Here is a 24,268-nt window from a genome sequence, read left to right on the forward strand (position 1 = left end):
GGTCTGAGCGAGGTGACGACGAGCACGCGCGGATAGCGTTGAACGGTTGCCCACGCCCCGGGGCACCGTCATCTCTGGAGGATCCATGACAGCCCCTGCTGCCGCCACCCCGACCCCCGCCGATCGTCGGCGCTGGGCGCGCTATCTGGTCGAGGAGCGCGCCGAGGGCGCCGTCTATCAGAAGCTCGCCGCACGCAGAGAAGGCGAGGAGCGCGACATCCTGCTGAGCCTCGCCGACGCGGAACGTCGCCACGAGCAGCACTGGCTCGATCTCCTCGGTGAGGAACCCAGGCGTCTGCCTCGAGCCGGCGTCCGCTCGCGCCTCCTCGGATGGATGGCCGGTCGTTTCGGATCGATCTTCGTACTGGCCCTCGCACAGAGCGCTGAGGCACGGTCGCCCTACGACTCTGAGCAGTACGCCACGCCGGCTATGAGGGCCGACGAGAAGGTGCACTACGAGGTGGTCCGGGGGCTTGCCGCGCGCGGTCGCAGACGTCTGTCCGGTTCGTTCCGCGCGGCGGTCTTCGGTGCCAACGACGGTCTGGTGAGCAACCTCGCGCTGGTGCTCGGGATCGGCGCCACGGGTGTGAGCTCCGGCTTCGTGCTCTTCAGCGGGATCGCCGGTCTCCTGGCCGGGGCGTTGTCGATGGGGGCGGGAGAGTTCGTCTCGGTGCGCTCTCAACGCGAGCTGCTCGCGGCGACGGAGGCGAACGAGGATGCCCACGCTTCGGCGGGGGATCTCGACATCGACGAGAACGAGCTCGCCCTGGTCTACCGTGCCCGCGGCATGGAGCAGGAGGAATCCCTCGCGCGGGCTCGCCGCATCGTGAAGGCCGCCCAGGCCGGCGTGCGTCAGGCTGCGACCGGTCCCGTGGACATCCAGCGCGGCGACGACCACGAGATCGTCGGCAGCGACTGGACGGCGGCGATCTCCAGCTTCCTGCTGTTCGCTTCTGGCGCGATCATCCCCGTGCTGCCGTGGATCTTCGGGCTCCAGGGCACCACGGCGATCATCGTCGCCCTCGTGCTCGTCGGCATCGCCCTGCTGAGTACCGGCGCGATGGTGGGCGTGCTGTCCGGGGGGCCGCCCCTTCGCCGAGCGCTGCGCCAGCTCGCGATCGGGTTCGGAGCCGCGGCGATCACCTACGCGCTCGGCCTGCTGTTCGGGGTCGGGGCGGTCTGAGCGATCGCGATCCGGCCGGGTGCATGGGCGCCCGGCCGGATCGCGGAAGATCGAGGGACACTCGGAACACGAACCGGATCGCGGCAAAAGAAGAAGGCCCCGGATCCAGGGATCCGGGGCCTTCTTCTTCCTGTGCGCGGAGGGGGACTTGAACCCCCACGCCCTTACGGGCACTACGACCTCAACGTAGCGCGTCTACCATTCCGCCACCCGCGCAGGTTTTGGATGATCGTTGCCGACCGAAGAATGACATTACCACGTCCTCTGCGGCCTCTCGAACCGAGGCGCACGCCCGGGCGTGGCGCGCGGTTTCGATAGCCTGGACCCATGACTGAGCAGTCCCTCCCGGAGGTCGTCCGCATCGCGAGCGACCTGATCCGATTCGATACCTCCAATTTCGGCGGCGGCAACGCGAAGGGCGAGCGCGAAGCCGCGGAGTACGTCGGGGCGTACCTGGAGGAGCTCGGACTCGAGGTCGAGTACTACGAGCCGATCCCGCGCCGCACGAACGTCATGGCGCGTGTGGCGGGACGCGACAGGGAGAAGCCCGCGCTCGTCGTCCACGGGCACCTCGACGTGGTCCCCGCCATGGCAGAGGACTGGAGCGTCGACCCGTTTGCCGGTCTCGTTCAGGACGGGATGCTCTGGGGCCGTGGCGCCGTGGACATGAAGAACATGAACGCGATGATCCTCGCCTCGGTGGCCGAGATCCTGCGGGCGGGCGACCGGCCCGAGCGCGACCTGGTGCTCGCGTTCTTCGCCGACGAGGAGAACGGCGGAGTCGAGGGATCGGCGCTCGTCGTGCAGAATCGCCCTGACTGGTTCGAGGGCGCCACTGCCGCCATCAGCGAGGTCGGTGGCTACTCGATCACGGTCGACGACCGCCGCGCCTATCTGCTGCAGGTGGGGGAGAAGGCCCTGATCTGGATCCGCCTGGTGGCGAAGGGGCGAGCAGGGCACGGCAGCCGTCTGCACGACGACAACGCGGTCACGAAGCTCGCTGAGGCCGTCGCGGCGATCGGGCGCACCCGGTGGCCGATCCGACTGACTTCGACGACGAGAGCGCTCCTGGAGGGGCTGAGCACGTTGTCGGGTCGCAGCGCCCAAGACCCGGATGCCCTCGCCGCGGCCGCAGGACCCGCCGAGGCGTTCCTGCGCTCCTCGTTCCGCACCACCACGAACCCGACGGCGCTGACCGCGGGATACAAGCACAACGTGATCCCCGAGCGCGCGGAGGCACTCATCGACGTGCGCGTCATCCCCGGCACCGAGGACGAGGTCCTGGCTGAGCTCCAGGAGATCGTCGGCGAGGAGATCGTGATCGAGACGGTCGTGCGGGACATCGGGATGGAGACCCCGTTCGAAGGCGAACTCGTGGAGGCCATGGTCGCCAGCATCGGACGTCACGACCCCGGCGTCCCGGTCATCCCGTACCTGCTCGGTGCCGGCACCGACAACAAGGCGCTCGCCTCGCTCGGCATCACCGGTTACGGCTTCGCACCGTTGAAGCTCCCGGCAGACCTCGACTTCACAGGCATGTTCCACGGAGTCGATGAGCGAGTGCCCGTAGAATCGCTTGTCTTCGGCCAGCAGGTGCTGACCGATCTGCTGCGCACCTACTGAGCGCCGCGCGCTCCGTGCCTCCATTGAACTGAAAGCCCTCCATGCACCTGCTCGAAGCACTGATCCTCGGCATCGTCCAGGGACTCACCGAGTTCCTCCCGATCTCCTCCAGCGCCCATCTGCGCATTCTCGGAACGTTCCTCCCCTCGGGGGAGGACCCGGGCGCAGCGTTCACCGCGATCACCCAGATCGGCACAGAGGCCGCCGTGGTGGTCTTCTTCTGGCGCGACATCGTACGGATCGTGACGCAGTGGTTCCGCTCCCTCGTGGGGAAGGCCCCTCGCAACGATCCGGACGCGAGGATGGGGTGGCTGATCATCATCGGCAGCATCCCGATCGTGGTGCTCGGACTGCTCTTCCAGGACCAGATCGAGACCGTGTTCCGCTCGATGTGGATCGTCGCGGTCATGCTGATCGTCTTCGGAATCCTGCTCGGTGTGGCCGACTACGTAGGCGCGAAGCGGCGCAAGCTCGACGACCTCACCTACCCGCACGGCATCGCCTTCGGGTTCGCGCAGGCACTGGCCCTGATTCCCGGAGTCTCCCGTTCGGGCGGAACCATCACCATGGGACTGTTCCTGGGCTACGAGCGTGCCGCCGCCGCGCGCTACGCGTTCCTCCTGGCGATCCCCGCCGTCTTCGGCAGTGGTTTCTACCAGGTGTTCAAGAGCTGGGGCGAGCCCTCGTTCTTCTCGTTCGGCGACACCCTCGCCGCGACCGGCATCGCCTTCGTGGTCGCGCTCGGCGTGATCGCATTCTTCATGAACTGGATCTCGAAGCGCAGCTTCCTGCCGTTCGTGATCTACCGGATCTTGCTGGGCACGGTTCTGCTCGTACTGCTCGGCACCGGTGTGATCGCGGCCTGACCGGAACTCAGCGTCAGCGCTTGCGGTCGCCGGGGCCGTCGTCGCGACGCCGGAGGTAGCGCTCGAAGGCCTGGGCGATCGCATCTCCGGACGCCTCGGGGGAGTCCCACGTGTCGCGCGTGCGCTCCAGCTGTCGGATGTACTCCGCCATGTCCTCGTCTTCGGACGCGGCGGCATCGATGGACGCCTCCCAGGCGGCAGCCTCCGTCCGCAGCGCCTGACGGTCGACGTCCACGCCGGTGAGCTCCTCAAGGCGATCCAGCAGCGCGAGGGTCACCTTCGGCGAGGGCGTCGCCGAAGCGACGTAGTGCGGCACACTCGCCCAGAGGCTCGCGGTGGGGATTCCCGCGTTCTCGGCGAAGTGCTCGAAGACCGTGAGGATTCCGACCGGCCCCTCGTACATCGAGCGTTCCAGGGCGTGCGCCTCTCGTACTTGCTCGTTCTGGCTGGAGGCGAAGATCGAGATCGGTCGGGTGTGCGGCACGTCGGAGAGCATCGCGCCGAGAGTCACCAACCCCGTGATGTCGTCGCGCAGCGCGACGTCGATGAACTCGGACGCGAACGCCTGCCAGGTACGCGCAGGCTCGGCGCCGGTGAGCAGCCAGAACTCGGGTCCTGGGCCGGGATCGCGCGGACGCCACAGACCTGCCTCCGGCCAGGTCAACTGGCGTCGCCCCTCCGCGTCCATCCGCGTCGACGGGCGCGTGTACTGGTAGTCGAAGTAGAGCTCGGGGTCGACGGAGTGCACGAGGTCGTACTCCGAGGACTTCCGCAGTGCCTCGATGGCGCCGCTCGCTGCTTCACCCGCATCGTTCCAGCCGTCGAAGGCGGCGATGACGATGCGCGGACCGAGAACATCCATCGAGGCTCCCTTCGAGATGGCGGTCGTGATCCTTCCAGGCTAGTCCGCGGAGGCGGGATGCGGGCGGCACCACGGCTAGCATGGGTTCAGTGAGCAGAAAGCCCAGCGCGGTCCTGTGGGACATGGACGGAACACTCGTCGACACCGAACCGTATTGGATGGCGGCCGAGACGGCGCTCGTCCAGTCGTTCGGCGGCTCCTGGACCCACGAGGATGCACTGCAGCTCGTGGGGAGCGGCCTGATCGACAGCGCCGTGATCCTGCAGAACGCAGGCGTCGCCATGGACGCAGAGGCGATCGTCTCGCATCTGACCGATGTCGTGCAGCAGTCGCTGCGCACCCAGGGCGTTCCGTTCCGTCCCGGCGCGCGCGAGCTGCTCCGCGACCTCCGCGACGCGGGGATCCCCACCGGACTCGTGACGATGTCGTTGCGTCGCATGGCCCTCAACGTGGTCGACCTGATCGAGTTCGAAGCCTTCGACATCGTCGTCGCGGGAGACGACGTCGACAACCCCAAGCCCCATCCCGAGCCGTACCTTCAGGCGGCTGCTCTTCTCGACGTCGACATCGCCGAGGTGATCGTCATCGAGGACTCGCCGACCGGCGTGCGGGCTGGCCTCGCCTCGGGTGCCTTCACCCTCGCCGTCCCGCACATCGTGCCTCTCGATCACCTCGGGGCTCACGAACTGTGGGCCACCCTGGACGGCCGTGGCGCCATCGACCTCGCCGATCTCTTCGACAGCCGCACCACCGCAACAGGAGCCGTCCGATGACCGAACCCCGCCCGAACCGGCCGAGCGGCCCCTTCCGCGCGGGCGACCGCGTGCAGCTCACCGGCCCCAAGGGCCGCCTGCACACCGTGACGCTCCGCGAGGACGGCGAGCTGCACACGCATCAGGGGGTGCTGCGTCACCGCGACCTCATCGGGCTGCCCGACGGCTCGGTCGTGGCGAACAGCTCCGGGCACGACTACCTGGCGCTGCGGCCCCTGCTGCGCGACTTCGCGATGTCGATGCCGCGTGGAGCGGCCATCGTGTACCCGAAGGACGCGGCCCAGATCGTCATGCAGGCCGACATCTTCCCCGGTGCCGTGGTGGTCGAGGCGGGCGTCGGCTCCGGAGCCCTCTCGCTCTCGCTGCTGCGCGCCGTGGGGCCGGCGGGAACCCTGATCTCCTTCGAACGCCGCGAGGACTTCGCCGACGTGGCACGGGGCAACGTGGAGACCTTCTTCGGAGAACGCCCGGACACCTGGCGTGTCGTGGTCGGCGATCTCGTGGAATCCCTCCCGAACGAGGTGGCGCCCGCCTCCGTCGACCGCGTGGTCCTCGACATGCTCGCACCGTGGGAGTGCATGGACGCCGTCGCCGACGCGCTGACCCCCGGGGGCGTCGTGCTCTGCTACGTCGCGACGGCGACTCAGCTCTCCCGCGTGGCGGAGTACATCCGCGCCACCGGTCTCTTCACCGATCCCGACGCCTCCGAGACGATGGTTCGCGGCTGGCACGTGGAGGGCCTCGCCGTGCGGCCCGATCACCGCATGGTGGCTCATACCGGTTTCCTGCTCACGGCGCGCAGGCTCGCGCCGGGTGCCGTCGCGCCCTCGGTGAAGCGACGCGCGTCCAAGAGCAGCTACGGCGACGAAGACGTGGAGGCGTGGACTCCCGGTGCCGTCGGCGACCGCGAGATCAGCGACAAGAATCTGCGCAAGCGTGCACGGGAGGCGGAGAAGGCAGCGGAAGGGGCGCGCCTTGCCGCCGCATCGCGCGATTCCGGGCACGTGACGGAATAGACTGGAGCGCGTGCGTAAAACGTCCGCCGTTCTGGCCTCCCTCAGCCTCGCCGTCCTCGCCCTGACGGGCTGCACCGCGACAGCATCCGACGGTGTCGCCGCCTGTGATCGCGGCGGCAACGACAAGATCCTGAACGTCGCCGACGTGAGCGGGGACATCGGTTCTCTCCCAGACGTCGAGGTCTTCGGTCCGGTCAAGTCCGACAAGACGTCCTTCGCCGATGTCACCGTCGGCGACGGACTCGCGTTGGGTTCGAAGTTCCAGCCCGTCGTGCTCGACATCGCGTTCTACGGCGGCGACAGCGGCAAGAAGCTCTACCAGTCCGAGTTCAACGGCGACCAGAGCCGCGTGCACAGCATCGACTACTGGGCACAGCGTTCCGCCGGCCTGTCCGACGTGCTGGAATGCGCGACCGAGGGCAGCCGCGTCCTCGCCGTGCTGACCCCGGAGGACTTCGGTGAGCAGAACGTGCAGGCGTTCGGACTCGACAAGGGCGAGAACATCGTGGCCGTCATCGATGTGCTCGATGTGATGCCGGCCAAGGCGTCCGGTGCGCTCCAGTTCAACGACGCGCGCGGCCTTCCGACCGTGGTCCGCGCCCCCGACGGCACGCCGGGAGTCATCATCCCGGATGTTCCTGCACCGAAGAAGATCACCACGCAGACGCTGATCAAGGGCGATGGCCCCAAGGTGAAGAAGGACGACATCGTCGTCACCAACATCATGGGTGTCGGCTGGGACGACAAGAAGGTCACCACGAGCTCGTGGGGCGCCGACGCCAGCGTCAGCGTGGCCGCCGAACAGCTCGTCGGCGCCACTGTCGGGTCCCAGCTCCTCGTCGTTTTCCCCGCCTCCGAGAACTCCCCGGCCACCGCGGTCGTGGTCGACATCCTGGGCGCAGTGACGGCGCCCACGCCGTGATGGCAGCCCGGATCCCCGCGGAGGAGCGTCTGACGAATCTCGTCGTGGCGCTGATGGCCACGGAGATCGGGTTGACCAAGCAGCAGATCCTCGACAACGTCTCCGGCTATCGGCAACGCGCCGAAGCCGGCACTCGATCGGACGCGCTCGAGAAGATGTTCGAGCGCGACAAGGACGAGCTGCGCTCGCTCGGTGTGCCCATCGAGACCATCGGGGACGCCGCTGACCCCAACGATCTCCGTGAGGCGCGGTATCGCATCCCTCAGGCCGAATACGACCTTCCCAGCGACATCGAGTTCTCGCCTGCCGAGCTCGCAGTGCTGCAGCTCGCCGGGAGCGTCTGGAGCTCCGAGTCGCTTTCCGGAGATGCGCAGTCCGGTGTTCGCAAGATCCGGGCACTCGGCATCGACGGCGACGAGCCGATCATCGGATTCGCACCTCGCATCACGGCGCGCGATGCCGCGTTCTCGCCCTTGCAGGACGCGATCGAGCGGTGCAGGGTGGTCACCTTCGACTACTTGAAGCCCGGTGAGGACACACCGCGTCGCCGCCGCATCCGCCCTCTGGCTCTGGTCGACTATGAGGCGCGGTGGCATGTCTTCGGTGTCGACGTCGACGTGGAAGAGGACCGCACCTTCCTGCTCAGCAGGATCGTCGGAGACGTTCGCATGACCCCGCAGAGCTTCGACCCGGCGCTGCGCGACGGCGCCGGGGATCGCGCACTCGCGGGACTGGAGCGTGTCGCCGCCGAGAACTCCGCTCTGCTCGAGGTCACGCCAGGCACGGAGGCGGCGCTGCGCCTGGGCCGACGCGCCTCGCCCGCCACGCAGGGCATCAACGTGCCTTTCGTGGACCTGCACATCCTCGCCGACGAGCTCGCGTCCTACGGACCGGAGGTGCGTGTGGTCGAGCCGGCCCCACTGCGTGAGGCCGTGATCTCTCGGCTGCGTGCTGTCGTCGACGCCCACGCCGATGCGGAGGAGACGAAGTGAGCGCGCCCTCGAAGCCCCTGCTCGCGGCCGATCGCGTGCGTCTGTATCTGACCCTGGTCCCGTATCTCCTGGAACACGGACAGGTTTCTCTCGACGAGGCGGCTGCAGAGTTCGCCGTCACGCCGCAGGAGATGCGCGGGATGGTGGAGAAGCTCACCGTGATCGGACTCCCCGGAGAAGCGGGGTACTGGCAGCAGCCGCAGGAGATGTTCGACATCAACTGGGATCTGCTCGATCTGGAAGACGTGATCGAGATCACCAACGATGTGGCTCTGCGCCGCGTCCCGCGTTTCACCGCCCGTGAGGCTGCGGCTCTGCTGGCGGGGCTCCAGATGGTCGCGGCTGTCCCTGCCGTCTCGGACTCGGGACTCGTGGCCGGGTTGATCTCGAAGCTCTCCCGAGGCGCAGCCGATGCGCCAGCCGACGTCGTCGTCGCCCCCAGCGCTGTCGACGAGGTCCGCGAGGCGGTGGCCCGTGGTCTGCACGAGGGCGTCGCGATCGCGTTCACGTATCAGGCTCCCGACTCCGCGCCGACCACGCGCACCGTCGACCCGATGCAGATCCTCATCACCAACGGCCAGTGGTACCTCCAGGGCTGGTGCCATCTTCGGCAAGCCATGCGCACCTTCCACCTCGACCGGGTCAGCGCCCCCACGCTCACGGAAATCCCGATCACGCATCAGGGCGATCACGTTCCCGAAGCTTTCGCAGGGCTCGAGGAAGAGCGGACCGTGTCAGTGCGGGTGCCGGAGCGACTGGCACCGCTGCTCGGCGGATTCGTGCCCACCGGAACCACCGACGCGGTGGACGGTGCGGTCACCGCACAGCTACACCTCGCGGACCCGCGGGGCATCAAGCGGCTCGCTGCGCGCTTCGGGGGAGCGATGGAGGTGCTGGAACCGGGGATCGCCCGCTCAGCCACCCGCGAGTGGGCCGCCGCGGGACTCGCCCTCTACCACCAACCCGATGCAGAGGTTTGATCTGTAGACTGGATCGAACGCTCACCGACGACGGGAAACCTGACATGTTCGCTGGAATGCAAGGCTGGCACCTGCTGATTGTGCTGGCCGTGATCCTCCTCCTGTTCGGTGCGGCCAAGCTGCCGGCTCTCGCGAAGAGCATGGGCCAGTCGGCTCGCGTGTTCAAGGGCGAGATGAAGGCCATGAAGGACGACGACGCCGCCCGCACCGATTCCGCAGCCACCGAGCCGCCTACGGTGAAGGACTCGGGCATCGAACCTGAGACTCCGCCCCGCGCCTGACCGGCCGTGGCAGCCATCGAACCGACCGTGATGCCGAAGGCGGATCGGGATCGGCGGATGTCGCTCGGCGCACATCTCGTCGAACTGCGCAAGCGCCTGATGTTCGCTGCGCTCGCTCTGCTCGTCGGAATGGTGATCGCCTTCCTCATCGCCGATCCGATCATCAACTTCATCACCGAGCCGGTCCGCATCATCGCCGAGAAGCGCGGAGACGATTTCAGTGCGCTCAACTTCGGCACCGTGACAGCCGCATTCGACATGCGCATGCGCATCGCGTTCTCGATCGGCATCTTCCTGTCCGCGCCCGTGTGGCTGTGGCAGATCTGGGCGTTCATCATGCCCGGACTCACGCGCAAAGAGGTCAGGTACACCGTCGGCTTCGTGGTCGCCGCCGTTCCCCTGTTCTTCGCCGGCTGCTACCTCGGCGTCATGATCATGCCGCACATCATCGAGCTGATGTGGAGCTTCACCCCGGCAGGCGCGACGAACCTGTACTCGGCGCAGGAGTACTACGACTTCATCTTCAAGCTGATGATCGTGATCGGCATCTCCTTCGTGCTGCCGGTATTCCTGGTCGCGCTCAACCTCGCGGGCGTGATGTCCGGACGGGCGATCCTCAAAGGATGGCGCGTCGCGATCATCATCGCCACGGTCTTCGCCGCCCTCGCGACGCCCGCGGCAGACGTCGTCAGCATGCTGATGCTGGCCGGCATCCTCATCGTGCTGTTCTTCGCCGCTGCCGGTCTTTCGCTCATCTTCGATCGGCGCAAGCGCAAGCGTGACGAGGCATCAGGGCTTCTGCCGGATCCGGCATGAGTTCACCTTCCGAGAAGTACGCCCGCGCGCGGGAAGCGGGGGAGCATCCGCAGTCGACGGCGTTCGCGGCGCTGCAGAAGTTCGAGCTCGACCCGTTCCAGGTCGCCGGCTGTCATGCACTCGAGGGCGGACGAAGCGTGTTGGTCGCTGCTCCGACAGGTGCAGGCAAGACGATCGTCGGCGAGTTCGCGATCCATCTCGCGATGCAGACATCGAGCGACAAGGCCTTCTACACGACGCCGATGAAGGCACTGTCGAACCAGAAGTTCCGTGAGTTGGTCGACGTCTACGGGGCCGACCAGGTCGGACTGCTCACCGGCGACACCAACATCAACGGCAATGCGCGGATCGTCGTGATGACGACCGAGGTCCTGCGCAACATGATCTACGCCGATTCCTCGGCACTGCGTGACCTGCGCTATGTGGTGATGGACGAGGTGCACTACCTCGCAGATCGATTCCGTGGAGCAGTCTGGGAAGAGGTCATCATCCACCTGCCCGCGCGTGTGCGGCTGGTGTCGTTGAGCGCCACGGTCTCGAACGCAGAGGAGTTCGGAGACTGGCTGGACACCGTGCGCGGCGATACCGAGGTCATCGTCTCGGAGATCCGTCCCGTGCCGCTCGAGCAGCACGTCCTCGTCCGTGACGACCTCCTGCCGCTTTTCGGCGATCGGGCGGGTCTGGCCACGGCACAGGTCAACCAGGAGCTCATGCGGATCCGCTCCTCCACAGGCACGACGTACGAGAACAACCGGCAGGCGCAGTCGTACCGCAGCGACCGCCACGCCGGACGCCAGGCCAAGCGCCCGCCGCGCGGGGGACGACGCCCGGTGCGTGCCGCCAATGCACGCCGCATCGAACGGATGGACCGCCCCGACGTCGTGCGTCTGCTCGAGCGGGCGAACCTGCTTCCTGCGATCTTCTTCATCTTCAGCCGCGTGGGGTGCGATGCCGCGGTGCAACAGGTGCGGCGCTCCGGCATCAGGCTCACCTCGAACGAGGAGCGTGCAGAGATCCGCGCCATCGTCGAGGAGCGCACACGCACACTCCAGGATGAAGACCTCAGCGTGCTCGGCTACTGGGAATGGCTCGACAACCTCGAGCGCGGAGTCGCCTCCCACCACGCGGGGTTGCTGCCCGCATTCAAGGAGGTCGTCGAGGAGCTCTATCAGCGCAAGCTCGTGAAGGTGGTCTTCGCCACCGAGACGCTCGCCCTCGGGATCAACATGCCGGCGCGCACGGTCGTTCTCGAGAAGATGGAGAAGTTCAACGGCGAGGCGCGCGTCGCCATCACCTCAGGGGAGTACACACAGCTCACCGGGCGTGCAGGGCGACGCGGAATCGATGTCGAAGGCCATGCCGTCGTGCAGTGGACCGAGGGGATGGACCCGCAGGCGGTCGCGGCACTCGCGTCCCGGCGCACGTATCCGTTGAACTCCAGCTTCCGCCCCACGTACAACATGGCCGTGAACCTGATCGACATGTTCGGCAAGACCAGGGCGCGTCAGATCCTGGAGTCGTCGTTCGCCCAGTTCCAAGCGGACCGCGCTGTCGTCGGATTGGCGCGCCAGGTGCGCGAGGCCGAGGAGTCGTTGGCCGGCTACCAGAGCGCGATGGCCTGTGAGCACGGGGACTACCCCGAATACGCTGCCATCCGGCGAGAGCTGAGCGACCTCGAGAAGAAGAACCGACAGGACTCGAACGCTCCTCGCGCCGCACGCGACAAGCGCATGAAGCGCATCCAGTCGTTGCGCACGCAGATGCAGCGCCACCCCTGTCATCGCTGTCCCGATCGCGAAGCTCACGCGCGCTGGGCGGAGCGGTACTGGAAGCTCAAGCGGCAGACCGATCGGACTCGCCGGCAGATCGAGACACGCACCGGCACAGTCGCACGCGTCTTCGATCGTGTCGTCGAGGTCCTGGAGACGCTCGAATACCTCACCGACGCCGATGGGCAGACCGAGCTGACCGAAGCGGGACGCACCATGCGTCGCATATACGGGGAGCGTGATCTGCTCGTCGCGGAGTCGCTCCGACAGGGTCTGTGGGCGGGCCTCGATGCGCCTTCGCTCGCCGCGATGGCGTGCTGCCTCGTGTACGAGCCTCGCCGTGACGAGGCCAACTCGGGGGAGCGCGGTCTGCCTCGAGGCGCTTTCCGCGCCGCGTACGAGAAGACGACGACGCTGTGGGCCGAGCTCGACGATCTGGAGCAGGATCACCACCTGCCCGGGAGCGAACCGCTGGCGGCGGGGCTGGCCGGGGCGATGCACTCCTGGGCCCGCGGCGGCATGCTCGACCGGGTGCTGATCGATGCCGACATGGCTGCGGGAGATTTCGTGCGGTGGGCGAAGCAGACGATCGACCTGCTCGACCAGCTCTCGATCGTCGCGGAAGACGACGCTCTCGCGCGAACGGCGCGTGCCGCGCTCGACGGCGTGCGCCGTGGCATCGTCGCCTACTCATCGATGTGAGATGGATGGAATGACCTCGACCCGAGCGCCACAGCGCGCCCTCCTGCCGCTCTGGGCCGCTGTGCTCGCCTCCGCAGCGGCCGCCGTGCTGATGGATCTGGCGTATCCGGAAGCCGCCATCTGGATCCTCGCTTTCCCCGCGACCGCGCTTCTGCTGCTCGCGCTGATCGGACGACGGTTCGGGGGTGCGCTGCTCGTCGGGCTCGTCTACGGCATCCTCTTCTTCGGGCTGCTGGTCTCCTGGACGTCGCGATACCTCGGTCCGGTCCCGTGGGCCGCTCTCAGCGTGGTCGAAGGCGTGTTAACGGCGTTCGCCCTGATCCCGATAGCGCTCGCCTATCGGTGGCTCCCAAGGGCGTTCCCCGGGACTGCAGGGCGTCTTCTGGGGCTGCCCGCGACCGTCGCGGCTCTCTGGGTCGGCCGCGAACTGTTCGTGGGCTCCTGGCCCTACGGTGGCTTCCCCTGGGCGCGTATCGGCATGAGTCAGGCAGACAGTCCTCTCGCATCCGTTTCGTCCTGGGTCGGCGTGAGCGGGCTCAGCTTCCTCATGGTCCTGGTCGTGGCGATGCTGATCGAAGCGGTCCGGCTGGGCGCATGGCGCCGTCCGCTCCGGCTGATCGCACCGGCAGCTCTCGTGGTGGTGCTGCTGTTCACCCCTCTCTTCCCGACATCGCCGAGCGGCTCGATGAGGATCGCCGCCGTGCAGGGGAACGGTCCGACGGGGTACTTCGACGATCGTGAGCCGTTCGCGGTCATCCAGGCGCAGACGGAAGCTACGGCTCCCCTCTACGGGGAGGACGTCGATCTGCTGGTCTGGCCGGAGGGCTCACTGGACGGCGATCCCTTCCAGAACGATGCGCTGGCGCGGCGGATGACCCTCATCGCGAATCGCATCGAGGCGCCGCTCCTCGCCAACGCCGCGACCGGTCGGGGCGAGCGCTTCTTCAACACCTCGATGCTGTGGAATCTCGACGGCACCGCGACGCAGCTGCACGACAAGCGTCACCCCGTCCCTTTCGGCGAGTATGTGCCCGATCGCCCGTTCTTCAACGCGCTCGCGCCGAATCTCATCGGTCTCATCCAGCGGGAGTACACATCGGGTTCCAATCCTCCGATCGTCGACGTCGATGGCACTCTCGTCGGTCTCGCCATCTGTTTCGACGTGATCTACGACGATGTGATCTGGCAGGGACTGAACGCGGGGGCAGAGGTGCTGGTGTTCCAGACGAACAACGCCGACTTCCGCGGCACCGACGAGAACCTGCAGCAGCTCGCCTTCGCGCGGATGAGGGCGATCGAGACCGGCCGGAGCGTGGTGAACGTCTCGACAGTCGGCACAAGCCAGGTCATCCGCGCTGACGGCTCCACGGTCACGAGCTTGGACGCAGATGAGGCCGGAGCGATGCTCGAGGATGTCGAGCTGCGCTCCGGCCTCACGGCTGGTGTGGTGCTGGGCCCCTGGATCCAGGCGGTGCTGCTGTGGGGCGGGATCGGCGCGCTCCTCGTCGGATGGTGGCGCGCCAGGCGGCGTTAGGCGCCGATCTTCTCGCGGGTCGGGTCTTCGCCGGCACCGCGGCGGGCCCGGATGAAGGCGAGGCGCTCTTCCAGCAGTTCCTCGAGCTCGGCGCGCGTACGGCGCTCCAGCAGCATGTCCCAGTGGGTACGTGCGGCCTTCTCATCGCTCGCCTCGAGCGTGACGGCCTGGCCGTCGACGTTCAGCCGAGCCTCCGCACCGCAGGCGCGGCACTCCCAGGTCTGAGGCGGCTCAGCGTCCGCCGCGAACATCAGGTTCGTGACGTGGCCGCATGTGTCACAGGTGTAGGTGGTCTCACGGCGCTCCATGAAAACGACGCCCTCTTCGCTCTGTAGGCTCTGGGCGCCGAGTCGGATGCCGCGCAGGCTGCGATCTGCCATTGTGTGGTCCTCTCGTCGCTGTCAGGTATAACGCTCCAGCCTGTGGGCTTCATCCACGCGGGCGAGTTCTCGGCAGAACTCACAGGTTAATCCCAGCGGCGGAGGTTATGAGCCGGTCGCGGCTAACGCGGGCCGAGCGTCTTGAGGGCCACGTCGGAACGGTCCGACACGATGCCGTCGACACCGAGGTCGATCAGACGACGCATGTCGCCGGCCTCATTGACGGTCCAGACGTGCACCTCCACACCATGCCGATGCGACGCGCGCAGAAGTGCGGGAGTCAGTACCGTGAGCGCGCCGTGTCGCTCCGGAATCTGCAGAGCATCGATCTCGCGCAGGGTGCGGGCGGGGGAGAGGTGCAGCGCCGAGAGCACCCGCAGCGAGGCGATCGTCGCGCTGCCACCGGAGGTGGCCGGTCGAATGGCCGCCCCCGCCCGCAACACGGACGCCACGGTCCCACGCCGATTGGCGTCGGAGAAGCTCGTCACGAGCACGCGGTGGGTGTGATCGGCCAGGATCACGCCCAGCGGTTCGACTGCCGCCGAAGTCTTCACGTCGATGTTGAATCGCACGTCAGGGAAGGAATCGAGCGCCTCCGCCACGGTCAGCAGGCCGCCATGGTCCTCGAACAGCGACCGCAGCTCACGCGTGCCCACCTCGCGCACCCGCCGCGGGTCGCCGGTGAGTCGAGTGAGGCTCGTGTCGTGAAAGAGCACGACGTCACCGTCGGCGGTCACCTGACAATCGGTCTCGATGTACTCGACGCCGGCCGCATGCGCGGCGGCGAAAGCCGCTGCGGAGTTCTCCCAGACGCCCGAGCCCTCGCCCGCCGCGGTGATCAGACCGCGGTGGGCGAGGACTCGGGGCTTCCGCGTCTTCGAGAAGTAGGGGTGCGTCACGCGCCGGGGAGTGTGTTCGTCGGGCCCTGGCCCGGCTTCGGGGTGAACGCGCTGCCGATGCCCTTGAGAGCTTCGGTGAGCTCGCTCGGGATGATCCAGAGCTTGTTCGACTGCCCCTCGCTGATCTTCGGCAGCATCTGCAGGTACTGGTAGGCGAGGAGCTTGTCGTCCGGTTCACCCTGGTGGATGGCGCTGAACACGTTCTGGATCGCCTCAGCCTCACCCTGCGCACGAAGCACAGCGGCCTGCTTGTCGCCTTCTGCGCGGAGGATCTCCGCCTGCCGCGCACCCTCGGCTTCGAGGATCGCGGACTGCTTGGTTCCCTCTGCGGTCAGGATCGCGGCACGGCGGTCGCGCTCGGCGCGCATCTGCTTCTCCATCGAGTCCTGGATCGAGATGGGCGGGTCGATCGCCTTCAGCTCGACACGTCCGACGCGGATGCCCCACTTGCCGGTCGCCTCGTCGAGCACCACGCGCAGCTGACCGTTGATGTTGTCACGACTGGTGAGCGCTTCCTCCAGGTTGAGGCCACCGACCACGTTTCGAAGCGTGGTGGTCGTCAGCTGCTCGACGGCGCCGAGGTAGTTCGCGATCTCGTACGTCGCCGCGCGCGCATCGGTCACCTGGAAGTAGACGACCGTGTCGATCGAGACCACGAGGTTGTCCTCGGTGATCACCGGCTGCGGTGGGAAGGAGACGACCTGCTCGCGCATGTCGATCAGAGGACGAAGCCTGTCGATGAAGGGTACGAGCAGGTTGAGACCCGGCGTCAGCGTCTTGTGATAGCGCCCGAGACGCTCGACGACCCCTGCTGTGGCCTGCGGGATGATGCGGATAGCTCGTGCGACGGTGACCACCACGAAGATGATCACCGCGATCACGAGGATCCACAGGATCGCGGTGGGGATGAACGATGCGTCGTTCACGGGGTTCTCCTAGTCGTTCACGGGACGGACGATGGCCGTGGCGCCGTTGATCGCGCTCACGGCGACCGGGGCACCCTGGGGGATGGGAACGGGGGTGACGGTGCGTGCGGTCCAGGTGTCGCCGTTCGCGAGCTTCACCTGACCGGAGATCTGCGTGATGTCGTTCAACGCGATCCCGCGAAGGTCGATCAGGGCATCAACGTTGGACCTGGTCGGGTCCTCGCCACGATGCAGACGTTTGAGGAGAGGTGGGCGCAAGAACAGGATGAACAGCGCGGCGGCAGCGGCGGCGATGATCACCTGCAGCCAGACGGGGACGCCGACCAGATCCGTGACGAGACCGACGACTCCGCCGAAGCTGAGCATCAGGAAGGTGAAGTCTAGCGAGAGCATCTCGATGACGAGGAAGACGGCGATGAGAACCAGCCAACCGATCCACGCCCACTGCTCGATGAACGTGACGAACGTCACGATGTTGTCCATGCGGCCTCCTTAGGGGTCAACGTATCACGCGCAGAGCGGCGGATCAGGGCGCTGCAGCGCGTGCTTGGTAGGGTGTGAAGGCCGTGCTATCACGGCTTTTTTCGCGCATCATGAGGAGTCACCGTGACCGACGTTCTTCCCGCAGGATCCCTCGACGGCAAGGTCGCCCTTGTCACCGGTTCGTCGCGGGGGATCGGCGCCGACACCGTCCGCTACCTGGCCGAAGCCGGCGCGGACGTCGTCATCAACTTCCGCAACAAGGCTCCGCGCGCCGAGAAGCTCGCCGCGCAGCTTCGGGAGCTCGGTCGCCGCGCACTCGTCGTGGGTGCCGACCTCACCGATCCGGAGTCCGTCGCGGCCATGTTCGAGACGATCCGGGCGGAGTACGGCCGTCTGGACGTGCTCGTGCTCAACGCATCCGGGGGCATGGAGTCGGGCATGGCAGCGGACTACGCGCTCACTCTGAATCGCGACGCACAGCTCAACGTGCTCGACGCCGCGACGCCGCTGCTCGCCGATGGAGCGCGCGTCGTGTTCGTCACCAGCCACCAGGCGCACTTCATCCGGACCACGCCGACCATGCCGGAGTACGAGCCGGTCGCCCTCTCCAAGCGGGCGGGGGAGGACGCCCTCCGGGAGCGCATCCCGGGGCTCGCGGAGAAGGGCATCGGCTTCACGGTCGTCTCCGGCGACATGATCGAGGGCACCATCACCGCGACGCTGTTGGAGCGCGCGAACCCGGGCGCCATCGCCGAGCGCCGCGAATCGGCCGGCAAGCTCTACAACGTCTCCGAGTTCGCGGCGGAGGTCGCCAAGGCGGCCGTCGACCCGGTGCCCGCGGACAACACGCGCCTCGTCGGCGACGTCAGCGCATTCGCAGCCGAGTAGCGGCACGAGAAAAGCGGCCCCGCCTTGCATATCGCAAGACGGGGCCGCTCTCGTTCCAGACGGAGAGCGTCAGCTCGTCGCTCCGCCCTGGACGCCGGAGACATACTCCTTGGCGTCGCGGCCGAGCGTGATGGCACGCACGATCTGGATGATTCCGAGCACGACCAGCGAGATGCCCAGCAGCAGCCAGAACGCGAAACCGGCGATCAGCGGCGAGAACAGCACGATGATTCCCGCGACGATGCTCAGGATCGCGTACAGGACGGTCCAGACGCGCGATCCGTCGCTGCCCAGCAGGGACAGAGCGACGATGCCGTCGACGATCCAGCTGACTCCGATGAAGATCACGACGACGAAGGCGAGTGTGGCCGCGGCCACGTTCAGGTTGAAGAACGCGATCACACCGGCAGCGATGTAGAGCAGCCCGAGGACGATGTGGCCGACGCGCGCCCACCCGCCCTTGGCGCTCGAGAAGATGCCGAGGCCGACATAGACGAGACCGGCGATGATCAGGTACGAGGCGAAGATCGCCGTGACGATGACCGCGGACTTGACCGGCCAGACGAGGAGGACGATACCCGCGATCAGCGCGAGAACACCGGCGACGGCCAGCGTGACGCGGATCGACTTGAACAGCGACTTCGCCTCTGCGAGTGGTTCAGACATGGTGGGGACCCCTTTCTGAGAAGATCCTGTGAGGATGCCCCTCAGGGTAGCGCCCATGAGGACAGGAGCGGGGGAGAAGCGCCCGCCCGCGTTTCTCTTCGTCACGTCGGGAAACTCCCCGACACGATCTCCGACATGGCAAGATCATCTGGTGACGGAGCTCGACCACACGCGGCTGCGCGAACTCGCGGTGATGCGACGGGTCCGCGATCGCATCGATCGGGAGTACGCCCGACCTCTGGATGTCGAGGCGCTCGCCCGTGGAGTGCACATGTCAGCCGGGCATCTGAGCCGGCAGTTCCGCGAAGCCTACGGCGAGTCCCCGTACTCCTACCTGATGACGAGGCGGATCGAGCGGGCCATGGCGCTGCTGCGGCGCGGCGACCTGACGGTGACGGAGGTGTGCTTCGAAGTCGGATGCTCTTCCCTCGGCACCTTCAGCACGAGGTTCTCGGAACTGGTCGGTGTCTCACCCAGCGTGTACCGTGAACGCGCCGCCACCGTCGAAGGAATACCGTCCTTCCAGGCGAAGCAGGTCACGAGACCGATCAGGAATCGAGAAGCGCCACGCCCCGACGCCCACCTAACGTGAGAGCCATGAGAATCAGCATCCACTACGCATTCCTTCCGCACACCGATGCGGAGGCCGCTCTCGCTTTCTATCGCGACGCTCTCGGATTCGAGGTGCGCAACGACGTCGGCTACGACGGCTTGCGCTGGCTCACCGTGGGCCCCGTCGGACAGCCGGAGACGTCGGTCGTGCTCCACCCGCCAGCAACAGATCCCGGCATCACCGATTCGGAGCGGCAGACGATCCTCGAGCTGATCGCCAAGGGCAGCTACGCCGCACTCACCCTCGCGAGCGATGACGTCGACGCGCTCTTCGAGAGCCTCGTCGAGCACGGCGCCGATGTCGTGCAGGAGCCGATGGACCAGCCCTACGGCGTGCGCGACTGTGCTTTCCGCGATCCGGCGGGGAACCTGCTCCGTATCAACCAGACCGCCTAGACCACGGCATCTGATCTCTCCACACCGACCCGAAGGACGCCGATGAGCACCGAAGCGCACCCTGCCGACACCCACGACCTCATCCGCGTCCAGGGCGCGCGCGAGAACAACCTCAAAGAGGTCAGCGTCGACATCCCGAAGCGTCGATTGACCGTCTTCACGGGAGTGTCCGGGTCGGGCAAGAGCTCTCTGGTCTTCGATACGATCGCCGCCGAGTCGCGCCGCATGATCGATGAGACCTACAGCGCGTTCGTGCAGGGCTTCATGCCGTCGGTGCCGAGGCCCGATGTCGATGTCCTCGAGGGCCTGACCACCGCGATCATCGTCGACCAGGAGCGGCTCGGCGCGAACCCGCGTTCGACCGTCGGCACGGTGACCGACGCCAACGCGATGCTGCGAATCCTGTTCAGCAAGCTCGGACAGCCGTACATCGGCGGACCCACCGCCTTCTCGTTCAACATCCCGACGCAGAGAGCCAGCGGGGTGATGACGGGCCCTGGCGGCGAGAAGAAGATCGTCAAGGACGCGATCTATCTCGGTGGCATGTGCCCTCGTTGCGAAGGCAGGGGAGCGGTGTCCGACCTCGATCTCGCCCAGATCGTCGACGAGTCGCGCTCGCTCGACGAAGGGGCCATCATGGTTCCCGGCTACACGGCGGACGGCTGGATGGTGAAGGGCTTCTCCCAGTCGGGGTTCTATCCTGCCGACAAGCCGATCTCGCAGTTCACCGACAAGCAGCGTCAGCTCTTCCTCTACGGAGAGGTGACGAAGGTCAAGATCTCCGGGATCAACATGACCTACGAGGGCCTGATCCCGAAGATCACCAAGTCGATGCTGTCGAAGGACCTCGATGCGTTGCAGCCCCACATCCGTGCCTTCGTCGAACGCGTCGCCACTTTCGCGGTGTGCCCGGAGTGCGACGGCACGCGACTCACCGAGGGCGCACGGTCGTCGAAGATCGAGGGGGTGAGCATCGCCGATGCCTGCCGCATGCAGGTGACCGACCTCGCGGACTGGGTCAGGGGCCTCAACCTTCCCGGCGCGGGCCCACTGCTCCAGGCGCTCAGTGCGAATCTCGACGCCTTCGTCACTCTCGGGCTCGGCTACCTCAGCCTCGAACGGCCGTCCGGGACGCTGTCCGGGGGAGAGGCCCAGCGCATCAAGATGCTTCGCCACCTCGGGTCCTCGCTCACGGATATCACCTACGTATTCGACGAGCCGACCATCGGGTTGCATCCGCACGATATTCAGCGCATGAACGGGCTCCTGCTGCAGCTGCGCGACAAGGGGAACACGGTGCTCGTGGTCGAGCACAAGCCCGAGACCATCATGATCGGCGACCATGTCGTCGACCTGGGGCCCGGTGCGGGCAGCGCCGGCGGACAGATCTGCTACGAGGGAACGGTCGAGGGTCTCAAGGCCAGTGGCACCAAGACCGGCGATCACCTCGAGGACCGGGCGCAGTTGAAGGAATCGGTACGCACCGGCACCGGCGCGATCGAAGTCAGAGGCGCGACGGTCAACAACCTGCACGATGTCGAGGTCGACATCCCGACGGGCGTGCTCACCGTTATCACGGGCGTCGCGGGCTCGGGCAAGAGTTCCCTCATCCACGGGTCGGTCTCGAAGCGCGACGGTGTCGTGGCGATCGATCAGGCCGCGATCAAGGGCTCGCGACGAAGCAACCCCGCGACGTACACAGGCCTCCTGGAGCCGATCCGCAAGGCGTTCGCCAAGGCCAACGGCGTGAAACCGGCTCTGTTCAGCGCGAACTCAGAAGGCGCCTGCCCGTCGTGCAAGGGCGCCGGGGTGATCATCACCGAGCTCGGCTTCATGGACACGATCGAGACGCCCTGCGAGGACTGCGGCGGCAAGCGGTTCCAGGCAGCTGTTCTCGAGTACAAGCTCGCCGGCAAGGACATCACCGAGGTACTCGATCTGCCTGTGTCGGAAGCGCGGGTGTTCTTCGGCGAGGGTGAGGCGAAGCTTCCGGCAGCTTCCGCGATCCTCGGCCGAATGGAGGACGTGGGCCTCGGCTACCTGTCGCTCGGGCAGCCGCTGTCGACGCTGTCGGGCGGTGAGCGACAGCGGATCAAGCTCGCGATCCAGATGGGGGAGAAGGGCGACGTCTACGTGCTCGACGAGCCCACGACGGGCCTGCACCTCGCCGATGTCGACAAGATCCTCGGGCTGCTCGATCGGCTCGTCGACGCCGGGAAGACGGTGATCGTCATCGAACACCATCAGGCGGTGATGGCCCATGCGGACTGGATCATCGACATCGGGCCCGGCGCCGGCCATGACGGCGGCAAGATCGTGTTCGAGGGAACACCAGCAGATTTGGTATCCCAAAAATCCACGCTGACGGGGGAGCACCTCGCCGCTTACGTCGGAGCGTAGGGACATGCCAGTCGACCGCTCTCACATTCGCGTCAAAGCCATGCTTGTGGCCACCCACAGCGACGGCGCTCGGCACCTTGTGAGCCAGCACGATGCGACGGTAGAGAACCCGCTGGGCTTTCACCGGCTGATCGGCGGCGGTGTCGAGCTCGGCGAAACCCATGAGCAGGCAATACTCCGCGAAGTCCGAGAAGAGCTCCAGGCAGACGTGGTCGACCTGACATTCCTGGGCGTGGTCGAGAGCATCTTTGGGTACGACGGCGAGCTCGGTCATGAGATCGTGGCACTGTACGCCGGCAGACTGCACCCAGAGCCTGCACTGGAGGGCGGCACGCTCACGGAGTCCGACGGATCAATCGTGCCGATCCTGTGGCGACCGTTCCGCGACGACGATGTGTCTGCACCGCTGTACCCGTCAGCGGCGAACGGATGGATTCGCGACATCGCTGCCCGTGCCGCAACCCCCGGAGCATGAGGATCGCTCAGACGCAGAGACGCACTACCTCGCACCACTCTCGAGCTCAGAGTATTATCCGATAATGCACATTATGTCAGCTAGCGGAAAACAGCCCTGTCCCCCTCAGACTCGCGTGAGCGGGAGATGCGGGTACGGCGGGAACGTGACATCGATCGGATCTCCCGCAGCCACGCGCCCACCCCGCGACACGATGCCCATCACGCCGGCGAGGCGGACGACCTTGCCGTCACCGGCGTTCCGCACCACCTGCTTGAGCAGCCCGGACTGGAATCCGTTGATCTGCTGGCACGGATTACGAAGCCCGGTGATCGTGACCACAGCCTCTCCGATTCGCAGTCGTGCTCCGACAGGCAGCGCGAGCAGATCGATGCCTCGCGTCGTGATGTTCTCGCCGAGGTCCCCTGGAGCCACGAGATGGCCACTCTCCTTCAGTGTCTCGAAGAGCTCGCTGTGGATCAGGTGCACCTGCCGGAGATTCGGTTGCGACGGATCGGCAGCCACCCGCGATCGGTGCTTGACAGTCGCTCCACAGTGCGCATCGCCGTCGACGCCCAGACCCTCGAGGAGAGAGATGGATTCCCGCGCCTCCTTGCTGAATGTGTGAGATGCACTGGAATGAACCGCGACGACCCGAGCGAGCATGTCCTCATTGTTCCACGGACGACCAGGACAACCCTCGGCCTGCCGTTCCAGCTCACCTGACGTCCGTCAGGCCTGGGAACGTTGCGAGAATGGCCCGATGGCTCTCACAGGCAGCGGCTCCACCCGTCTCGTCATCCTTCGCGGCGATGCGGCATCGGGGAAGACGACCACGGCAACATCGTTGCGCACAGCGCTGGGCGCGCGCACCGCGCTGATCTCTCAGGATCACTTCCGCCGCGAGCTCCTCCATGAGCCGGATCGGCGAAAGCTCTCCCGCGACGCCAGCGTCCTCATCATCACCACCGCCCGCCAGGCGCTCGACCTCGGGTATGACGTGATCCTCGACGGCGTGTTCAATCTGCGCGACTACTCGGAAGCGTTCGAACGGTTGTACCGCGACCACCTCGGGTCCACACGCATCTACCAGTTCGATGTCGGCCTCGAGGAGACGATCCGCCGCCACGCGGGCCGGCAACTCGCCAAGGAATTCGGGGAGGACAAGCTCCGCGAATGGCACGATGGGTGGCAGCCACTCCCCTGGTTCGATGAACGACGGATCGGCCCCGAGATCGGTACCGATGAGCTGGTATCGATCATCGTGGAGGATCTCAGGGGCCCGGCACTCCCCTCCCCTGGGCCGTCATAGGCTCGCTGCGAAGACGGCTGTACACGAACATATCCCTGCGCTCGTGGACGATCCTCTGCCAGGAGCGAAGCAGCCCTTCCCCCGTGTATCCCGCCCGTTCCGCCGTCCGAAGCGAGCCAACGTTGACCGGATCGATGTGCAGCTGCAGCCGGTGTATCTCCGGCACACTCCATGCCCACTCCGTGATGGTCTGCAGCGCGCTCAGCGCGTGCCCGCGGCGGCGGCGCGACCGTCTGATCCAGTAGCCGATGGTCGCCCGACCCTGGTCCCGCTCTCGAAGCCACAGCCCGATCTGCCCCACGCATTCTCCGCCGACCTCGATCGCGAAGGAGTACCCGACGCCGGTAGCGGCACGTTCGTGCTGACGCATCAGCCAGTCCTCGGCGAGTCCGTGATCGGCCGCGGCGGGAACGGTCGTGACATCCGTGATCGCCGGATCCGATGACGCCTCCCGCACCGCATCGGCATCACCGGCCGCGAACGGACGAAGGACGATGCCATGAGCAGACATCCGTGGGACGGTCAACTCTGTC

At 66.7% G+C, this 24,268-nt stretch carries 26 protein-coding genes and 1 tRNA gene; 18 read left to right on the forward strand and 9 right to left on the reverse strand.

What is annotated here, in order from left to right; all coding sequences use genetic code 11:
* Positions 1–85: 85 nt before the first annotated feature.
* The gene (locus RN51_RS17430; RefSeq protein ID WP_045265280.1) at positions 86–1,183 is read left to right on the forward strand and encodes a VIT1/CCC1 transporter family protein; all 1,098 of its coding nucleotides are present in this window, start codon (positions 86–88) and stop codon (positions 1,181–1,183) included.
* Between the two features lie 133 nt (positions 1,184–1,316).
* Here the strand turns inward: RN51_RS17430 and RN51_RS17435 are convergent.
* Positions 1,317–1,399 (reverse strand) — tRNA-Leu (locus tag RN51_RS17435).
* A gap of 111 nt (positions 1,400–1,510) precedes the next feature.
* Between RN51_RS17435 and RN51_RS17440 the strand changes: the two genes are divergently transcribed.
* Positions 1,511–2,806, forward strand: a complete 1,296-nt coding sequence (locus RN51_RS17440; RefSeq protein WP_045265281.1) for a M20/M25/M40 family metallo-hydrolase — start codon at positions 1,511–1,513, stop codon at positions 2,804–2,806.
* Between the two features lie 41 nt (positions 2,807–2,847).
* Entirely contained in the window at positions 2,848–3,672 is an 825-nt protein-coding gene (locus RN51_RS17445) for an undecaprenyl-diphosphate phosphatase (protein ID WP_045265282.1), read from the forward strand.
* 13 nt (positions 3,673–3,685) lie between these two features.
* Here the strand turns inward: RN51_RS17445 and RN51_RS17450 are convergent, their stop codons facing one another.
* Entirely contained in the window at positions 3,686–4,534 is an 849-nt protein-coding gene (locus RN51_RS17450; protein ID WP_045265283.1) for a PAC2 family protein, read from the reverse strand.
* A gap of 80 nt (positions 4,535–4,614) precedes the next feature.
* Between RN51_RS17450 and RN51_RS17455 the strand changes: the two genes are divergently transcribed.
* The 9 genes from RN51_RS17455 to lnt are packed head-to-tail and all read left to right on the forward strand — an operon-like array spanning position 4,615 to position 14,319.
* A complete protein-coding gene (locus tag RN51_RS17455; protein WP_419865803.1) occupies positions 4,615–5,307 on the forward strand; it encodes an HAD family hydrolase in 693 nt (230 codons plus the stop codon).
* The gene (locus RN51_RS17460) at positions 5,304–6,323 is read left to right on the forward strand and encodes a tRNA (adenine-N1)-methyltransferase (RefSeq protein WP_045265285.1); all 1,020 of its coding nucleotides are present in this window, start codon (positions 5,304–5,306) and stop codon (positions 6,321–6,323) included. The genes RN51_RS17455 and RN51_RS17460 overlap by 4 nt, the downstream gene beginning before the upstream one ends.
* A gap of 10 nt (positions 6,324–6,333) precedes the next feature.
* Positions 6,334–7,245 carry a hypothetical protein gene (locus RN51_RS17465; protein ID WP_045265286.1) on the forward strand — a complete coding sequence of 304 codons (912 nt, stop codon included), beginning with the start codon at positions 6,334–6,336 and terminating at the stop codon, positions 7,243–7,245.
* A complete protein-coding gene (locus RN51_RS17470) occupies positions 7,245–8,237 on the forward strand; it encodes a helix-turn-helix transcriptional regulator (protein WP_045265287.1) in 993 nt (330 codons plus the stop codon). The genes RN51_RS17465 and RN51_RS17470 overlap by 1 nt, the downstream gene beginning before the upstream one ends.
* The gene (locus RN51_RS17475; RefSeq protein ID WP_045265288.1) at positions 8,234–9,217 is read left to right on the forward strand and encodes a helix-turn-helix transcriptional regulator; all 984 of its coding nucleotides are present in this window, start codon (positions 8,234–8,236) and stop codon (positions 9,215–9,217) included. The genes RN51_RS17470 and RN51_RS17475 overlap by 4 nt, the downstream gene beginning before the upstream one ends.
* Before the next feature lie 44 nt (positions 9,218–9,261).
* Positions 9,262–9,498: a Sec-independent protein translocase subunit TatA gene (tatA, locus tag RN51_RS17480; protein WP_045265289.1), complete on the forward strand. Its 237-nt coding sequence runs from the start codon at positions 9,262–9,264 to the stop codon at positions 9,496–9,498.
* A 57-nt stretch (positions 9,499–9,555) separates the two neighbouring features.
* The gene (gene tatC, locus RN51_RS17485; RefSeq protein ID WP_045265395.1) at positions 9,556–10,314 is read left to right on the forward strand and encodes a twin-arginine translocase subunit TatC; all 759 of its coding nucleotides are present in this window, start codon (positions 9,556–9,558) and stop codon (positions 10,312–10,314) included.
* Positions 10,311–12,785: a DEAD/DEAH box helicase gene (locus tag RN51_RS17490; RefSeq protein ID WP_045265290.1), complete on the forward strand. Its 2,475-nt coding sequence runs from the start codon at positions 10,311–10,313 to the stop codon at positions 12,783–12,785. Before tatC ends, RN51_RS17490 begins: the two co-directional genes overlap by 4 nt.
* Before the next feature lie 10 nt (positions 12,786–12,795).
* Entirely contained in the window at positions 12,796–14,319 is a 1,524-nt protein-coding gene (gene lnt / locus RN51_RS17495; protein WP_045265396.1) for an apolipoprotein N-acyltransferase, read from the forward strand.
* Here the strand turns inward: lnt and RN51_RS17500 are convergent.
* From RN51_RS17500 to RN51_RS17515, 4 genes are all read right to left on the reverse strand, one after another.
* Complete coding sequence (locus RN51_RS17500; RefSeq protein WP_021200565.1) at positions 14,316–14,699, reverse strand: RNA polymerase-binding protein RbpA; 384 nt, start codon at positions 14,697–14,699, stop codon at positions 14,316–14,318. The two genes, lnt and RN51_RS17500, sit on opposite strands and share 4 nt — an antisense overlap.
* 122 nt (positions 14,700–14,821) lie before the next feature.
* Positions 14,822–15,598 (reverse strand): glycerophosphodiester phosphodiesterase family protein, encoded by a 777-nt coding sequence (locus RN51_RS17505; protein ID WP_045265291.1) that lies wholly within the window; start codon positions 15,596–15,598, stop codon positions 14,822–14,824.
* Positions 15,595–16,524, reverse strand: a complete 930-nt coding sequence (locus RN51_RS17510; protein ID WP_045265292.1) for an SPFH domain-containing protein — start codon at positions 16,522–16,524, stop codon at positions 15,595–15,597. The genes RN51_RS17505 and RN51_RS17510 overlap by 4 nt, the downstream gene beginning before the upstream one ends.
* Before the next feature lie 9 nt (positions 16,525–16,533).
* On the reverse strand, positions 16,534–17,007 hold the full coding sequence (locus RN51_RS17515) for an NfeD family protein (protein ID WP_045265293.1): 474 nt from the start codon (positions 17,005–17,007) through the stop codon (positions 16,534–16,536).
* Between the two features lie 123 nt (positions 17,008–17,130).
* On the opposite strand from RN51_RS17515, the gene RN51_RS17520 reads away from it, so the two are divergent.
* Positions 17,131–17,895, forward strand: a complete 765-nt coding sequence (locus RN51_RS17520) for an SDR family oxidoreductase (protein WP_045265294.1) — start codon at positions 17,131–17,133, stop codon at positions 17,893–17,895.
* A gap of 69 nt (positions 17,896–17,964) precedes the next feature.
* On the opposite strand, the gene RN51_RS17525 is transcribed toward RN51_RS17520, so the two are convergent.
* Positions 17,965–18,561 (reverse strand): HdeD family acid-resistance protein, encoded by a 597-nt coding sequence (locus RN51_RS17525; RefSeq protein ID WP_045265295.1) that lies wholly within the window; start codon positions 18,559–18,561, stop codon positions 17,965–17,967.
* A 193-nt stretch (positions 18,562–18,754) separates the two neighbouring features.
* On the opposite strand from RN51_RS17525, the gene RN51_RS17530 reads away from it, so the two are divergent.
* From RN51_RS17530 to RN51_RS18085, 4 genes are read left to right on the forward strand one after another with little or no spacing between them, the layout of a single operon-like run.
* Positions 18,755–19,153, forward strand: coding sequence for a helix-turn-helix transcriptional regulator (locus tag RN51_RS17530; RefSeq protein WP_045265397.1), 399 nt, complete (start codon positions 18,755–18,757; stop codon positions 19,151–19,153).
* A 5-nt stretch (positions 19,154–19,158) separates the two neighbouring features.
* The gene (locus RN51_RS17535; protein WP_045265296.1) at positions 19,159–19,569 is read left to right on the forward strand and encodes a VOC family protein; all 411 of its coding nucleotides are present in this window, start codon (positions 19,159–19,161) and stop codon (positions 19,567–19,569) included.
* A gap of 42 nt (positions 19,570–19,611) precedes the next feature.
* Positions 19,612–21,969, forward strand: a complete 2,358-nt coding sequence (locus tag RN51_RS17540; RefSeq protein ID WP_045265297.1) for an ATP-binding cassette domain-containing protein — start codon at positions 19,612–19,614, stop codon at positions 21,967–21,969.
* Positions 21,970–22,009: 40 nt separating this feature from the next.
* On the forward strand, positions 22,010–22,444 hold the full coding sequence (locus tag RN51_RS18085; protein WP_052674769.1) for an NUDIX domain-containing protein: 435 nt from the start codon (positions 22,010–22,012) through the stop codon (positions 22,442–22,444).
* Positions 22,445–22,549: 105 nt separating this feature from the next.
* On the opposite strand, the gene RN51_RS18880 is transcribed toward RN51_RS18085, so the two are convergent.
* Complete coding sequence (locus tag RN51_RS18880; protein WP_045265298.1) at positions 22,550–23,089, reverse strand: MOSC domain-containing protein; 540 nt, start codon at positions 23,087–23,089, stop codon at positions 22,550–22,552.
* A 97-nt stretch (positions 23,090–23,186) separates the two neighbouring features.
* Between RN51_RS18880 and RN51_RS17555 the strand changes: the two genes are divergently transcribed.
* A complete protein-coding gene (locus tag RN51_RS17555; protein WP_045265299.1) occupies positions 23,187–23,735 on the forward strand; it encodes an AAA family ATPase in 549 nt (182 codons plus the stop codon).
* Here the strand turns inward: RN51_RS17555 and RN51_RS17560 are convergent.
* Entirely contained in the window at positions 23,698–24,246 is a 549-nt protein-coding gene (locus tag RN51_RS17560) for a GNAT family N-acetyltransferase (protein WP_197073283.1), read from the reverse strand. The genes RN51_RS17555 and RN51_RS17560 overlap by 38 nt on opposite strands.
* Positions 24,247–24,268 lie beyond the last annotated feature (22 nt).

Origin of the sequence: Microbacterium oxydans, from assembly GCF_000956405.1 — a bacterium.
GTDB lineage: Bacteria > Actinomycetota > Actinomycetes > Actinomycetales > Microbacteriaceae > Microbacterium > Microbacterium oxydans_C.

What these genes read in the sequence shown, in the direction of transcription:
- RN51_RS17430 (WP_045265280.1), top strand. Translation starts at nt 86, where the DNA reads ATGACAGCCCCTGCTGCCGCCACCCCGACCCCCGCCGATCGTCGGCGC.
- RN51_RS17440 (WP_045265281.1), top strand. Translation starts at nt 1,511, where the DNA reads ATGACTGAGCAGTCCCTCCCGGAGGTCGTCCGCATCGCGAGCGACCTG.
- RN51_RS17445 (WP_045265282.1), top strand. Translation starts at nt 2,848, where the DNA reads ATGCACCTGCTCGAAGCACTGATCCTCGGCATCGTCCAGGGACTCACC.
- RN51_RS17450 (WP_045265283.1), bottom strand. Translation starts at nt 4,534, where the DNA reads ATGGATGTTCTCGGTCCGCGCATCGTCATCGCCGCCTTCGACGGCTGG.
- RN51_RS17455 (WP_419865803.1), top strand. Translation starts at nt 4,615, where the DNA reads ATGGGTTCAGTGAGCAGAAAGCCCAGCGCGGTCCTGTGGGACATGGAC.
- RN51_RS17460 (WP_045265285.1), top strand. Translation starts at nt 5,304, where the DNA reads ATGACCGAACCCCGCCCGAACCGGCCGAGCGGCCCCTTCCGCGCGGGC.
- RN51_RS17470 (WP_045265287.1), top strand. Translation starts at nt 7,245, where the DNA reads ATGGCAGCCCGGATCCCCGCGGAGGAGCGTCTGACGAATCTCGTCGTG.
- tatA (WP_045265289.1), top strand. Translation starts at nt 9,262, where the DNA reads ATGTTCGCTGGAATGCAAGGCTGGCACCTGCTGATTGTGCTGGCCGTG.
- tatC (WP_045265395.1), top strand. Translation starts at nt 9,556, where the DNA reads ATGTCGCTCGGCGCACATCTCGTCGAACTGCGCAAGCGCCTGATGTTC.
- RN51_RS17490 (WP_045265290.1), top strand. Translation starts at nt 10,311, where the DNA reads ATGAGTTCACCTTCCGAGAAGTACGCCCGCGCGCGGGAAGCGGGGGAG.
- lnt (WP_045265396.1), top strand. Translation starts at nt 12,796, where the DNA reads ATGACCTCGACCCGAGCGCCACAGCGCGCCCTCCTGCCGCTCTGGGCC.
- RN51_RS17500 (WP_021200565.1), bottom strand. Translation starts at nt 14,699, where the DNA reads ATGGCAGATCGCAGCCTGCGCGGCATCCGACTCGGCGCCCAGAGCCTA.
- RN51_RS17515 (WP_045265293.1), bottom strand. Translation starts at nt 17,007, where the DNA reads ATGGACAACATCGTGACGTTCGTCACGTTCATCGAGCAGTGGGCGTGG.
- RN51_RS17525 (WP_045265295.1), bottom strand. Translation starts at nt 18,561, where the DNA reads ATGTCTGAACCACTCGCAGAGGCGAAGTCGCTGTTCAAGTCGATCCGC.
- RN51_RS17530 (WP_045265397.1), top strand. Translation starts at nt 18,755, where the DNA reads ATGCGACGGGTCCGCGATCGCATCGATCGGGAGTACGCCCGACCTCTG.
- RN51_RS17535 (WP_045265296.1), top strand. Translation starts at nt 19,159, where the DNA reads ATGAGAATCAGCATCCACTACGCATTCCTTCCGCACACCGATGCGGAG.
- RN51_RS17540 (WP_045265297.1), top strand. Translation starts at nt 19,612, where the DNA reads ATGAGCACCGAAGCGCACCCTGCCGACACCCACGACCTCATCCGCGTC.
- RN51_RS18085 (WP_052674769.1), top strand. Translation starts at nt 22,010, where the DNA reads ATGCTTGTGGCCACCCACAGCGACGGCGCTCGGCACCTTGTGAGCCAG.
- RN51_RS18880 (WP_045265298.1), bottom strand. Translation starts at nt 23,089, where the DNA reads ATGCTCGCTCGGGTCGTCGCGGTTCATTCCAGTGCATCTCACACATTC.
- RN51_RS17555 (WP_045265299.1), top strand. Translation starts at nt 23,187, where the DNA reads ATGGCTCTCACAGGCAGCGGCTCCACCCGTCTCGTCATCCTTCGCGGC.
- RN51_RS17560 (WP_197073283.1), bottom strand. Translation starts at nt 24,246, where the DNA reads ATGTCTGCTCATGGCATCGTCCTTCGTCCGTTCGCGGCCGGTGATGCC.